The organism is Jiangella rhizosphaerae, from assembly GCF_003579925.1.
GTDB classification, from domain to species: Bacteria; Actinomycetota; Actinomycetes; order Jiangellales; family Jiangellaceae; genus Jiangella; species Jiangella rhizosphaerae.
Window position 1 is genome coordinate 1 of the sequence record NZ_QUAL01000106.1, and the last position, 13,339, is coordinate 13,339.

The 13,339-nt window shown below is 71.7% G+C and carries 13 protein-coding genes; 1 reads left to right on the forward strand and 12 read right to left on the reverse strand.

The genetic code is table 11. From position 1 onward, the window contains the following. The 11 genes from DY240_RS11375 to DY240_RS11425 form a co-directional block, all read right to left on the reverse strand. Positions 1-1,574: NADH-quinone oxidoreductase subunit G (locus DY240_RS11375; protein ID WP_119660011.1), on the reverse strand; the 1,574-nt coding region annotated here is incomplete at its 3' end. Beyond that, positions 1,574-2,887, reverse strand: a complete 1,314-nt coding sequence (gene nuoF, locus DY240_RS11380; protein ID WP_119660012.1) for an NADH-quinone oxidoreductase subunit NuoF — start codon at positions 2,885-2,887, stop codon at positions 1,574-1,576. The genes DY240_RS11375 and nuoF, both read right to left, overlap by 1 nt. After that, positions 2,884-3,585, reverse strand: coding sequence for an NADH-quinone oxidoreductase subunit NuoE (gene nuoE, locus DY240_RS11385; protein ID WP_233552703.1), 702 nt, complete (start codon positions 3,583-3,585; stop codon positions 2,884-2,886). Before nuoE ends, nuoF begins: the two co-directional genes overlap by 4 nt. Before the next feature lie 132 nt (positions 3,586-3,717). Next, the gene (locus DY240_RS11390; RefSeq protein WP_119660014.1) at positions 3,718-5,082 is read right to left on the reverse strand and encodes an NADH-quinone oxidoreductase subunit D; all 1,365 of its coding nucleotides are present in this window, start codon (positions 5,080-5,082) and stop codon (positions 3,718-3,720) included. Continuing rightward, the gene (locus DY240_RS11395; RefSeq protein WP_407659307.1) at positions 5,082-5,768 is read right to left on the reverse strand and encodes an NADH-quinone oxidoreductase subunit C; all 687 of its coding nucleotides are present in this window, start codon (positions 5,766-5,768) and stop codon (positions 5,082-5,084) included. The genes DY240_RS11390 and DY240_RS11395 overlap by 1 nt, the downstream gene beginning before the upstream one ends. 284 nt (positions 5,769-6,052) lie before the next feature. Beyond that, a complete protein-coding gene (locus DY240_RS11400) occupies positions 6,053-6,607 on the reverse strand; it encodes a NuoB/complex I 20 kDa subunit family protein (protein WP_119660015.1) in 555 nt (184 codons plus the stop codon). 12 nt (positions 6,608-6,619) lie between these two features. Further along, positions 6,620-6,979 carry an NADH-quinone oxidoreductase subunit A gene (locus DY240_RS11405; RefSeq protein ID WP_119660016.1) on the reverse strand — a complete coding sequence of 120 codons (360 nt, stop codon included), beginning with the start codon at positions 6,977-6,979 and terminating at the stop codon, positions 6,620-6,622. Between the two features lie 52 nt (positions 6,980-7,031). Further along, the gene (locus DY240_RS11410; RefSeq protein ID WP_119660017.1) at positions 7,032-8,357 is read right to left on the reverse strand and encodes a geranylgeranyl reductase family protein; all 1,326 of its coding nucleotides are present in this window, start codon (positions 8,355-8,357) and stop codon (positions 7,032-7,034) included. A gap of 175 nt (positions 8,358-8,532) precedes the next feature. Then, a complete protein-coding gene (locus DY240_RS11415) occupies positions 8,533-9,417 on the reverse strand; it encodes a DUF1707 SHOCT-like domain-containing protein (protein ID WP_119660018.1) in 885 nt (294 codons plus the stop codon). Then, positions 9,414-10,229 carry a DUF1707 SHOCT-like domain-containing protein gene (locus DY240_RS32805; RefSeq protein ID WP_199701335.1) on the reverse strand — a complete coding sequence of 272 codons (816 nt, stop codon included), beginning with the start codon at positions 10,227-10,229 and terminating at the stop codon, positions 9,414-9,416. Before DY240_RS32805 ends, DY240_RS11415 begins: the two co-directional genes overlap by 4 nt. Positions 10,230-10,233: 4 nt before the next feature. Next, on the reverse strand, positions 10,234-10,926 hold the full coding sequence (locus DY240_RS11425) for a demethylmenaquinone methyltransferase (RefSeq protein ID WP_119660021.1): 693 nt from the start codon (positions 10,924-10,926) through the stop codon (positions 10,234-10,236). Between the two features lie 86 nt (positions 10,927-11,012). Between DY240_RS11425 and DY240_RS11430 the strand changes: the two genes are divergently transcribed. Next, on the forward strand, positions 11,013-12,230 hold the full coding sequence (locus DY240_RS11430; protein ID WP_119660019.1) for an isochorismate synthase: 1,218 nt from the start codon (positions 11,013-11,015) through the stop codon (positions 12,228-12,230). A gap of 112 nt (positions 12,231-12,342) precedes the next feature. Here DY240_RS11430 and DY240_RS11435 read toward each other — a convergent pair. Further along, positions 12,343-13,339 (reverse strand): thiamine pyrophosphate-dependent enzyme (locus DY240_RS11435; RefSeq protein ID WP_233552704.1); only part of this gene is annotated, 997 nt, incomplete at its 5' end.

Consider the following 13,339-nt stretch of genomic DNA (forward strand, 5'->3'; position numbering starts at 1 on the left):
AGCGCGCCGCGCTCGCCGGCCCGCCGCGGCACCCAGGCCAGGCGGGCGCCGGTGACGGTGGCGACGCGGGCGGCCGCGGACAGCGCGCCGGGGATGGTCGCCAGCCGCGAGCCGACCAGGATGACCGCGCCCTTCTCGCGCAGCGCCTCACCCAGGTAGGCGACGCGGTCGTCGCCGAGCGTGATGGCGTTGAGGATCTCGGGCTCGGTGCCCGGCGCGGCCGGCAGCAGGGTGCCGCCGGTCTTGGTCAGGCCGCGGGTGGCGTACGGCGCGATGGCGTGCACCTGCGTGCCGTTCTTGCGGCTGGCCTTGCGCAGCCGCAGGAACAGCGCGCCGGCCTCCTCCTCGGGCTCCAGCCCGACGAGGAGCACCGCCGGCGCCTTCTCGACGTCGCCGAACGTGACGCCCAGTCCGGATCCGGCCACGGACGTCAGGAAGCCGGCCTCCTCGGCCGAGTGCGGCCGCGCGCGGAAGTCGACGTCGTTGGTGTCGAGGACGGTGCGGGCGAACTTCGCGTAGGCGTAGGCGTCCTCGAGCGTCAGCCGGCCGCCGGTCAGGACGCCGACGCCGCCGGCGTCGCGCGACCGGGCCAAGCCCTGCGACGCCAGCGTCAGCGCCTCGGGCCACGACGCCGGAACCAGCTCGCCGGTGTCCTCGTCGCGGACCAGCGGGTGCGTGATGCGGTCGTCGAGCGTGGACCAGCGGAACGCGAAGCGGTCCTTGTCGGTGATCCACTCCTCGTTGACCTCGGGGTCGTCGCCGGCCAGCCGGCGCATGACCGTGCCGCGGCGGTGGTCGACGCGGATCGCGCTGCCGCAGGCGTCGTGCTCGGCGACGGACGGGACGGACACGAGGTCGAACGGCCGCGACCGGAACCGGTACGCCGCGCTGGTCAGCGCGCCGACCGGGCAGATCTGGATGGTGTTGCCGGAGAAGTAGCTCTCGAACGGCTCCTTCTCGTAGATGCCGACCTGCTGCAGCGAGCCGCGCTCGAGCAGCTCGATGAACGGGTCGCCGGCGATCTCCTTGGAGAACCGGGTGCACCGGGCGCACAGGACGCAGCGCTCGCGGTCGAGCAGCACCTGCGCGGAGATGTTGATCGGCTTCGGGTAGGTGCGCTTCTTGCCCTCGTAGCGGGAGTCGGCGCGGCCGTTGCTCATCGCCTGGTTCTGCAGCGGGCACTCGCCGCCCTTGTCGCAGACCGGGCAGTCGAGCGGGTGGTTGATCAGCAGGAACTCCATGATCCCCTGCTGGGCCTTGTCGGCGACCGGCGAGGAGAACTGGGTGTTGATCACCATGCCCGGGGCGACGGTGAGCGTGCAGGACGCCTGGGGCTTGGGCATGCCGCGGCCGTTGCCCATGTCGGGCACCTCGACCATGCACTGGCGGCAGGCGCCGACGGGCTCGAGCAGCGGGTGGTCGCAGAACCGCGGGATCTGGATGCCGATCAGCTCGGCCGCGCGGATGACCAGCGTGCCCTCGGGCACGCTCACCTCGAAGCCGTCGATGGTGACCGTCACCAGGTTCGGCTGCGGCTCCACGGCGTCGGACGTGGAGTTGGTCGTCACGGTCATCAGGCCTTGGCCCCCAGTTCCTGCGCGAACAGCGTCGAGGCGGCCGGGTCGAACGGGCAGCCGCCGTGCTCGAAGTGCGCGATGTACTCGTCGCGGAAGTGCTGGATGGACGAGACCACCGGCGCCACCCCGCCGTCGGCGAGCGCACAGAACGAGCGGCCAGCGATGTTATCGCTCATGTCCAGCAGCTTGTCCAGGTCGGCCTCGGTGCCCTCGCCCTTCTCCAGCCGCTCGAGGATCTGCACCATCCACCAGAAGCCCTCGCGGCACGGCGTGCACTTGCCGCAGGACTCGTGCTTGTAGAACTCGATCCACCGGGCGGTCGCGCGGACCACGCAGGTGGTGTCGTCGAAGATCTGCAGGGCCCGGGTGCCGAGCATCGAGCCGACCCCCGCCATGCCCTCGAAGTCCAGCGGGACGTCGAGGTGCTCCGCGGTCAGCATCGGCGTCGACGAGCCGCCCGGCGTCCAGAACTTCAGTTCGCGGCCGCCGCGGATGCCGCCGGCGAGGTCGAGCAGCTCGCGCAGCGTGATGCCCAGCGGCGCCTCGTACTGCCCGGGCTTCGTCACGTGGCCGGACAGCGAGAAGATGCCGTAGCCGGGCGACTTCTCGTTGCCCATGCTGCGGAACCACTCCGCGCCGCCGGACACGATGGACGGCACCGAGGCGATGGTCTCGACGTTGTTGATGACGGTGGGCGACGCGTACAGCCCGGCCACCGCCGGGAACGGCGGCTTGAGCCGGGGCTGGCCGCGGCGGCCTTCCAGCGAGTCCAGCAGCGCGGTCTCCTCGCCGCAGATGTACGCGCCGGCGCCGGCGTGCACCACGACGTCGAGGTCGAACCCGGAGCCGAGGATGTTCTGGCCCAGGTAGCCGGCCTCGTACGCCTCGGCGACGGCGTTCATCACCCGGCGGAAGACGTGCAGCACCTCGCCGCGCACGTAGATGAACGCGTGCTTGGCGCCGATGGCGTAGGACGTGATGATGACGCCCTCGACCAGCACGTGCGGGTCGGCCATCATCAGCGGGATGTCCTTGCAGGTGCCCGGCTCGGACTCGTCGGCGTTGACCACCAGATAGGTCGGCTTCGGCGAGTCCTTGGGGATGAAGCTCCACTTCATCCCCGTCGGGAAGCCGGCGCCGCCGCGGCCGCGCAGGCCGGAGTCCTTGACCATCTCGACGATGTCGGCCGGCGTGCGCTGCAGGGCGCGTCGCAGCGCCTTGTAGCCGTCGGCCTTCTCGTAGTTGCGCCGGGTGAAGGAGTCGGCCTGGTCCCAGCGCGCGGTGAGGACCGGGGTGAGCGTGGTCGTCACTTGGTGCTACCTCCCAGCTCGCGCTGCCCGCCCTCGGGCGCCGTCCAGCCGTTCTCGTGTGCCAGCTCCAGGCCGGCGAGCGACGCCGGTCCGGCGGCGACGCCCTCGGTGGCGCGGCCGTCCGGGAACCCGGCCAGCACCCGCTCGGCCTGCTTCCAGGTGCAGATGCGCGGGCCGCGGGTCGAGGCGACCTCCTCGCCGGCGCGCAGCCGGTCGACCAGCTCGCGCGCCGACTGCGGCGTCTGGTTGTCCATGAACTCCCAGTTCACGACCATGACCGGCGCGTAGTCGCAGGCGGCGTTGCACTCGACGCGCTCGAGGGAGATCTTGCCGTCCTCGGTGGTCTCGTCGTGCCCGACGCCGAGGTACTCGGACAGGTCGTCCCAGATCGCGTCGCCGCCCATGATCGCGCAGAGCGTGTTGGTGCAGACGCCGACGTGGTACTCGCCGACGGGGCGGCGCTTGTACATGGTGTAGAACGTGGCGACCGCCGCCACCTCGGCCTCGGTGATGCCGAGGACCTCGGCGCACAGCTCGATGCCCTCGGGCGAGACGTAGCCCTGGTGCGACTGCACGAGGTGCAGCATCGGCAGGAGCGCCGACCGCGGCTCCGGATAGCGGGCGATGATCTCGGCCATCTCCGCGCGGACGGTGTCGTCGAGCGGGCCGGCCGCAGCCTCGTCCGGCTGCACGTTCACGTCGTTCACATCTGGTCGAGTCATGCGGGGGTCACTCACTCTCTCCGGTCACCTCACGGCCTCGAACGACCTCGGGGGGAGCCTCCGGCCCCGCCCCTCGGCCGTTGCCCGCACGACTCTCCGGCACCTCGGTCATCGGTCACATCCACCCATCACCGGGTCGATGCTCGCGACGGCCACGATGACGTCGGCCACCATGGAACCCTCGCACATCGCCGGTACGGCCTGCAGGTTGTTGAAGGACGGGTCGCGGAAGTGCATCCGCCACGGCCGGGTGCCGCCGTCGGACACCACGTGCGCGCCGAGCTCGCCGCGCGGGCTCTCGATCGGCATGTACACCTCGCCGGCCGGGACCCGGAAGCCCTCGGTGACCAGCTTGAAGTGGTGGATCAGCGCCTCCATCGACTCACCCATGATGTGCCGGATGTGGTCGAGGGAGTTGCCCATGCCGTCGCTGCCGATGGCCAGCTGGGCCGGCCAGGCGATCTTCTTGTCGCCGACCATGACCGGCCCCGGCTCCAGCCGGTCCAGGCACTGCTCGACGATCTTGAGCGACTGCTTCATCTCCTCGATGCGGATGCGGAACCGCCCGTAGGAGTCGCAGGTGTCCCAGGTGGGCACCTCGAAGTCGTAGGTCTCGTAGCCGCAGTACGGCTGCGACTTGCGCAGGTCCCACGGCAGGCCGGTGGAGCGCAGCACCGGGCCGGTGATGCCCAGCGCCATGCAGCCGGCGAGGTCGAGGTACCCGACGCCGACGGTGCGGCCCTTGAAGATCGGGTTCTCGTTGCAGAACTCCTCGTAGGAGCCGATGTGGTCCCACATCCAGCGCAGGTACTCGCGGATGCTCTCGACCGCGCCCGGCGGGAGGTCCTGTGCGACGCCGCCGGGACGGATGTACGCGTGGTTCATCCGCAGGCCGGTGATCAGCTCGAACAGGTCGAGGGTGCGCTCGCGCTCGCGGAACCCGTTGGTCATGACGGTGAGCGCGCCCATCTCCATGCCGCCGGTCGCGATGCACACCAGGTGCGAGGAGATGCGGTTGAGCTCCATCATCATGACGCGGATGACGTTGGCCCGCTCGGGGATCTCGTCGGTGATGCCGAGCAGCTTCTCCACGCCCAGCACGTACGCGGCCTCGTTGAAGAACGGGGACAGGTAGTCCATGCGGGTCACGAACGTGACCCCCTGGGTCCACGTCCGGTACTCCATGTTCTTCTCGATGCCGGTGTGCAGGTAGCCGATGCCGCACCGCGCCTCGGTGACGGTCTCGCCGTCGAGCTCGAGGATGAGCCGGAGCACGCCGTGCGTCGACGGGTGCTGCGGGCCCATGTTGACGACGATGCGCTCCTCGCCCGCCGCGGCCGCGCCGACCACGTCGTCCCAGTCCTGACCGGTGACGGTGTAGACCGGGCCCTCGGTGGTCTCGCGGACGCCCGCGTAGGGGTCGTCGGCGTAGTCGTCGCCGGCCGGTGTGAAGGTGACGTCCTGCTGGCTCATCAGTTGTACGCCCTCCGCTCGTCCGGCGGCGCGATGGTCGCGCCCTTGTACTCCACGGGGATGCCTCCGAGCGGATAGTCCTTGCGCTGCGGGTGCCCCGGCCAGTCGTCCGGCATCTGGATGCGGGTCAGCGCCGGGTGGCCGTCGAAGAGGATCCCGAAGAAGTCGTACGTCTCGCGCTCGTGCCAGTTGGCCGACGGGTAGGTGTGCACGATCGACGGGATGTGCGGGTCGCTGTCGGGGCAGGTGACCTCGAGGTTGACCCGGCGGTTGTGGGTGATCGAGAGCAGCTGGATGACGGCGTGCAGCTCGCGGCCGGTCTCCTCCGGGTAGTGCACTCCATTGACGCCCATGCACATCTCGAACCGCAGCATGGGGTCGTCGCGGAAGATCCGGGCCACCTCGGCCAGCTTCTCGCGCTTGACGAAGAACGTGATCTGGCCGCGGTCGACCAGCACCTTCTCGAACACGTCGGCGTCGGTGCTGCCGGCCTCCCGCAGCGCCGCGCTGACGTCGTCGCCCAGCTTCTCCAGCTCGCCGGGCCACGGCCGCGGCGTGGAGGCACCGCGGACCGGGTTGGTGTCGCGGACCACGAGCCGGCCATAGCCGGAGGTGTCGCCGCTGCCGCCGTAGGCGCCGAACATGCCGCGCCGCGACGGGTGCTCCGGCGGGAGCCGGGGGCCCAGCGTGTCGGGAGCTTCGGCGGTCGATTCCTCGGCCTCGTCCTTCGCCTCGTCCTGGGTCTGCGCCTGCTCGCCGGGACGGGCGTCGCCGCCGGTGGTGACCTCTTCCTTGGACGGCTGGTCCGGGCCGCCGCCGGGCTCCTCGGCCTTGCCGGGCTGGTCGACGGGGCTGGACTCCGAGCGGGTGCGCGCGGCCTCCTCGACGTCGTCGGGGTGCTGCGTCCCGCTGGTCATGCCCTGCGCGTCGCCGGCGCTGTCGGCGGCCTCGGTCCGCTTCTCGTCGTCGCTCACCGGAGCAGGCCCTTCATCTCGTGCGTGGCCGGCGCGACCAGCGCCCGCTCCTCGGCCTCGGCATCGGCCGCGACCTTGTGCGCGCCCAGCTTGGTGTGCTGGATCTGGTCGTGCAGCTTGAGGATGGCGTCGATCAGCATCTCCGGCCGCGGCGGGCAGCCGGGCAGGTAGACGTCGACGGGCACGACGTGGTCGACGCCCTGGACGATGGCGTAGTTGTTGAACATGCCACCGGACGAGGCGCAGACGCCCATCGACAGCACCCACTTCGGGTTGGCCATCTGGTCATAGATCTGCCGCAGCACCGGGGCCATCTTCTGGCTCACCCGGCCGGCGACGATCATCAGGTCGGCCTGCCGCGGCGAGGCGCGGAAGACCTCCATACCGAACCGGGCGGAGTCGTGCCGGGGACCGCCGAAGGCCATCATCTCGATGGCGCAGCAGGCCAGGCCGAACGTCGCCGGCCAGACCGAGCCCTTGCGCATGTAGCCGAGCAGGCCCTCGACCGTGCTCAGCAACACGCCGGACGGAAGCTTCTCTTCAACACCCATGATTCGCCCCTGCTAGTCCCAGTCGAGCCCGCCGCGCCGCCACTCGTAGATGAACGGCACGGTGATCAGGAAGATGAACGTCACCATCGCGACGAAGCCGAAGACGCCGAGGTGGTCGAACCGGACCGCCCACGGGTACAGGAAGATGATCTCGATGTCGAAGATGATGAACGTCATCGCGGTGAGGTAGTACTTCACCGGGAACCGGCCGCCGCCCACCGGCTGCGGTGTCGGCTCGATGCCGCACTCGTAGGAGTCGAGGCGGGCGCGGTTGAACCGCTTCGGGCCCGCGACGGACGAGAACACCACCGAGCCGACCGCGAAGACCGCGGCGATGGCGATGAGACCGAGGATCGGAGCGTACGAGTTCACGCCAGACCATCCCTCTGCACTGGATACTGCACAGCGTCCTCCATGGGGCTCCTCACGCCGCCGGGGCGAGTCGGGTCATCGCGTTGATGACGCGGTCGTACACGTCACCGTCGCGGTGGTCGGTCAGGTTGGCCAGCAGCTTCAGCGTGAACTTCATCAGCCAGGGCCGCGGGAGGCCGTGGTTCCGGGCGATTCTCATGATCCGTGGGTCACCGATCAATCTGACGAAGATGCGGCCGAGCGTGAAGTAGCCACCGTGTTCGTGCTTCAGCGCCGCAGGATAGCCCTGCAGCACCCGCTCTCGTCCGGCGGCATCCCGGGAGAGCGCGTCGGCGACGACGGTGGCCGCCAGACCGGCCGCCTCCATCGCGTAGTCGATGCCTTCGCCGTTGAAGGGGTTGACCATGCCGCCGGCGTCGCCGACCAGGAGCAGGCCACGACTGTAGTGGGGCTGACGGTTGAATCCCATCGGCAACGCCGCGCTGCGGATGTCACCGACCTGGTTCTCCTCGGTGAAGCCCCATTCCGGCGGGGTCTGGGCGGCCCACCGGCGCAGCATGTCCTTGTAGTCGACGCGGCCGAACGCCTTCGAGGTGTTCGTGATGCCGAGGCCGACGTTGCTCGTGCCGTTGCCGGTGCCGAAGATCCAGCCGTAGCCGGGCAGCAGATCGCGCCCGCCGGCGTCGTTCTCGGCCCACAGCTCCAGCCACGACTCCATCCAGTCGTCGTCGTGCCGCGGCGTCTTGTAGTAGGTGCGCACGGCGACGGCCATCGGCCGGTCGTCGCGCTTGTGGATGCCCATGGCCGTCGACAGCCGCGACGACGTGCCGTCGGCGGCGACCACCAGTGGGGCGCGGTACGTGACGGCGTCGCCGGCCGGGCGGCCGCGCTCGTCCAGCGGCTTCGCGGTGACGCCGATGATGCGGCCGGTGCGCTCGTCGAGCACCGGCGCGGTGACGTTGGTGCGCTCGTGCAGCCGGGCGCCGGCCGCGGCCGCGTGCCGGGCGAGCAGCGCGTCGAAGTCGGTGCGGGTGCGGACCAGGCCGTAGTTGGGGTAGCTGGCCAGCTCCGGCCACGGCAGGTGCAGCCGCATGCCGCCGCCGATGATGCGCAGGCCCTTGTTGCGGATCCAGCCGGGCGCGCTGGTGTCGACGCCCATGCGGACCAGCTGCCGCACCGCCCGCGGCGTCAGGCCGTCGCCGCAGACCTTGTCGCGCGGGAACGACGCCTTCTCGAGCAGCAGCACGTCCAGCCCGGACCGGGCCAGGTAGTACGCCGTGGTCGAGCCGGCCGGCCCGGCGCCGACGACGATGACGTCTGCCTCGCCGGCGGTGCGGGTCGGGGCGCTCGGTCGCGTGCGACCAGTGCGCTGGCTCATCGACGGGTCCTCGGGATGCGTGTCACTGTTCGGTTCGTGGCGGCACGCTCGTGAATTTGTTCACGAGCGCACACTCGGTCCTAAGTGTAGGGGTTCCCTGTCGTGTCACTCACCGGGGGTCACCCCCTCTGACCTGCAGATTTACGCATCAACAACGTTGCGTAATTCGATCGTGTCAGTACACGCCGAGAACCCGCTGCCCGGTAGCGTCCCAGCGCACGTAGGTGGGGCCGATGTCACCCTCCGGATAGACGTTGATGGAGACCTCTCCGTCCGGGAAGTGACCGATGCTGATGTGTCCGATGGGGACATCGGCGACGCCCAGCGCGGCCGGCATACCCGCGATCGCGGCCGCGACGGCCTCCGGCGCGACGTCGTCCCAGGAGAAGAACACCTCGTCGTCCGGCTCGCCGTCGGACAGGTCGCGGTAGGGCTCTCGCGGCAGCAGCAGCCCGCCCTGGTACTCGACGGTGTCGAGGCCGCGCCGGGCCGAGTCGGACCGCACCCGCAGCGAGGCGCGGTCGGCATACAGGCTGATGTCGCTGGGCACGGTGCGGGCGGCCGCCGCCCACAACTCTTGCAGCCCTTCCAGCGTGAACATGGGCACCTGCTCGGTGTCGATCGGCGGCAGCTCGACGTCCTCGACCGGCAGCGGCGCCGGCTCGTCCGGCGGCGGGATCTCCTCCGGTTCCGGTGCCTCGGCGACCGGGCGCGGGCTCGAGCTGCTCGCGTCGTCGCCGAGGGCGTTGTACAGCACCGCACCGACGATCGCGGCGACGACGATCGCGCCGATCGTCAGCGCCGTCGCGAAGAGGAGCGCCCGCCGTGTCTCGTGCCGATCGGACACCGGCGCCTCGGGCGTGGGCGCAGGTGCGGGCGGGGGCATGTCCTCGACCAGCGCATCGAGCTCGGCGATGGACTTCGCCTCGTGCACCAGCGCGGTGCGGCTCTCCATGTCGGCGGTGTCGATGCGCCCCTCGGCGAAGGCCTGGGAGATGGCGGCGGCATACCGGTCGCGGTCGGCGTCGGAGGGCCGCCACCGGCGGTCCGGGCGGCTCACTGGTCGATCCCGTCATCGAGCAGGTACTGACCGGTGGCGTCCCAGGTGACCACCGAGCCGACACCGTACGCGTCGGTCTCGAGGTGCACGTTGATGGTGACGATGTCGCCGTAGAACACGTCGCGGCTGATGACGATCATCTCGACCGCGCGGCCTTCGCGACCGGCGATCTGCGCGGCATGGGCGGCGCAGGCCGCTACGACGGCAGGGTCGACGTCGCTCAGCGGGAAGAACACGGAGTCGGGGTCGTCGCCGTTGACCGTCGTGCCCGGCTCCGGGGCACTGAGCGTGCCGTCGTAGTCGAGATCGTCGTAGGTGAGCGCGCCCGGCGCGGTCTGCACCTCGAGACGAGCTCGGTCCTCGTACACGTACATGCTCTTGATGCCGGCCACCGGCAGCTGCGCCAGCTCGTCCCACATGCGGGTCAGATCGGCCACCGAACGCAGGTCCGGCGGGGCCTCCTCGGCCTCCTCGACCGGCTCGGCCGCGGGCGCCTCCGCCGCTGGTGGCGGCTGGGCGGGCGGTTCGTTCGCGGTGTTGCCCGTCACCAGGAGACCGGCGCCGACGGCCGCGACCACCACGGCCCCCACGACGACGACCGTCGCCACCCGGTTCTTCGGCGTAGCGGGTGGTCCGGGCAGGTCGTCGACGACGGCGTCGAGTTCGCCCATGGTCCGTGCGTAGCGGACGGTGAAGGAGCGGCGCGAGAATTCGGCGTCGTCGATGCGGCCTTCGGTCCGCGCGGTGTCGAGCACCGCGGAGTAGCGCCTACGGTCGCCGTCGCCCGGTTGCCTGTCCTGACCCCGAGCCATGCGGTCAGGGCTTCACGGCGTGGTGCAGTGCGACGATGCCGCCGCTGAGATTGCGCCAGCGGACGTCGGACCAGCCGGCCTCGCGCAGCCAGGCGGCCAGGCCCGGCTGGTCGGGCCAGGCGCGGATCGACTCGGCCAGGTACACGTAGGCGTCGGGACTGCTGGACACCCGGCGAGCGACCGGCGGCAGCGCCCGCATGAGGTACTCGACGTAGACCTTGCGGAACGGCGCGAACGTCGGATGGCTGAACTCGCAGACCACGAGCCGGCCGCCGGGCCGGGTGACGCGGAGCATCTCGCGCAGGCCGGCGACAGGATCGTGCACGTTGCGCAGGCCGAACGAGATGGTGACGGCGTCGAAGACCCCGTCGGTGAACGGCAGCCGGGTGGCGTCGCCGGCGACGAACGGCAGGTCGCCGTGGGCGCGCCGTCCGGTCCGGAGCATGCCGAGGGAGAAGTCGCAGGGCACGACGAACGCGCCGCGGGCCCGGAACGGCTCGCTGGAGGTGCCGGTGCCGGCGGCGAGGTCGAGCAGCCGCTCCCCCGGCCGCACACCGATGGCCGCGACGACGGCTCGCCGCCAGGCGCGGTCCTGGCCGAGCGAGAGCACGTCGTTGGTGAGGTCGTACTTCTCGGCGACGTCGTCGAACATCGCCGCCACCTCGTGCGGCTTCTTGTCCAGGGAGGCGCGGGTCACGTCCACAGGGTAGCCGCGGCCACAGCCGCGGCGGCGACTCGGCCTTACGCTTGGAGATCGTGACGACGCTGCCCGCATCCGCGCCGATGGTCGTGCGCACCACGGAGGTCCCCGACCCGGGGCCGCTGCTGGAGCTGCTGCCCGAGGACACCCCCATGGCCTGGGTCCGGCAGGGCGAGGGGGTCGTCGGGTGGGGGCAGGCGGCCCGGTTCGACACCATCGGCGCCAACCGGTTCGTCGCCGCCGACCGGTGGTGGCGGCGCATGGTCGGCACCGCCGTCGTCCGCGACGAGGTGCGGCTGCCCGGCACCGGCCCCATCGCGTTCGGGTCGTTCGCCTTCGACGACGTCCCCGGCTCGTCGTCGCTGGTGCTCCCTGACACCGTCGTCGGGCACCGGTCCGGGCGCTGGTGGGTGACGACCATCGACGTCACCGGCAACCTGCCCGGCGGTGCGGCGCTGCCCGACGTGTCGCCGGCGCGGCGCCCGGCCGCCGTCGCGTACGCCGACGGCGCGCACAGCGGCACCGAGTGGGAGGCCATCGTCGCCGAGGCGGTCCGCCGCATCACCGCCGGCGAGCTGGAGAAGGTGGTCCTGGCCCGCGACCTCATCGCCGAGAGCCCGGAGCCGGTCGACCTGCGCTGGCCGCTGCAGCGGCTGTCCGAGGGCTACCCGCACTGCTGGACGTTCAGCGTCGACGGCATGATCGGCGCGACGCCGGAGTTGCTGGTGCGGCGCGAGCGCGGCCTCGTCACGTCCCGTGTCCTCGCCGGCACCATCCGTCGCACCGGCGACGACGAGCACGACCTCGCGCTGGCGGCGTCGCTGGCCCGGTCCAGCAAGGACCTCGAGGAGCACGAGTACGCCGTCCGCTCCGTCGCCGACGCACTCGCGCCGTTCTGCTCCAGCATGAACGTGCCGGAGTCGCCGTTCGTGCTGCACCTGCCCAACGTCATGCACCTGGCCACGGACCTCGCGGGCGTCTCCGACTCCGACGCGTCGTCGCTGGCGCTGGCCGCGGCGCTGCACCCGTCGGCGGCGGTCGGCGGCACCCCGACGGCGGTGGCACTGGAGGTCATCCGCGAGATCGAGGGCCTCGACCGCGCCCGCTACGCCGGCCCCGTCGGCTGGATGGACGCCCGCGGCGACGGCGAATGGGGCATCGCGCTGCGCTCGGCCGAGGTGTCCGGCTCCCGGCTGCGGCTGTTCGCCGGCTGCGGCATCGTCGCCGGCTCCGACCCCGCCGCCGAGCTGGCCGAGAGCGTCGCCAAGCTGGTGCCGATGCGCGACGCACTCTCCTCCTGACCACCTCCCGTCACCCCCCAAAGTTGATCTTGGAGTTGTTCGGCGATTGCCGCCCGATTCGTCCGATTGACACCCGAAGAACTCCAAGATCAACTTCGGGGGTGGGGCGGCGTCAGCCGAGGGCAGCGGCGACCGCGGCGCGGATGCGGGCGTGCAGGTCGCGCAGTGCCGCCCGGGCGACCGGTACCTCGAGCACGCTGCGCCCCCTCACGGGCTCGGCCAGCGCCGATCGCAGCGACGCCGCGTCCGTCACCCGCCGGTGCGCCACGCCGTACCCGGCGCACAGCGACGCGAGGTCCGCGCCGTGCGGGGTGCCGAAGACCCGCTCGAAGCGGTCGGCGTGGGCGGGGTCGCCGTGTTCGAGCAGGGCGAAGATGCCGCCCCCGTCGTCGTTGACGACGACGACCTGCAGGTCGGGGCGGTCCTCCAGCGGGCCGATCAGCAGGCCGCCGGCGTCGTGCAGGAACGTGAGGTCACCGACCAGCGCCCGCACGGGCGCCCCGGTCCCCAGCGCCACGCCGGTCGCCGTCGACAGCGTGCCGTCGATGCCGGCCAGGCCGCGGTTGGCCAGAACGGGGCCGGCGTCGGCTGCATCGCCGGGAGCCGGCGCGGCGGCGAGGTCGAGATCGCGGATCGGGTTCGACGAGCCGGCGACCAGCGCCTCGCCCGGACGGCGCGCCGCCCAGACCTGCGCGGCCACCGCCGGCCCGGAGAGCGGCCCGGCCGCGAGCACACCGTCGACGGCGTCCTGGGTGGCCTTCGCGGCCCGCAGCCAGGACGCCAGCCAGTCCCCGCCGCCGGAACCCGCGGCCGGCGCCGTCACCGCCGGCACCACCCGGGAGGCCCGGCGTCCGGCGTCGATCCAGTCGGGCCCGCCGCCGGCGACGACGACCACCTCCGCCGAGTCGCCGGCCAGCAGCGCGCTGACCGGCCGCGACAGCGTCGCATGCCCGAACACGACGACCCGCTCGATGCGGCCGCCGAGCTCGGGCCGCTCGAGCAGCAACCGGTAGGGGCCGACGGCGTTCGGGCCGGACCGGGCGCCCGACGACGGCTCGGCCAGCAGCGGGACGCCGGCGGCCTCGGCGAACGCGCGTGCCGCCGCGCCC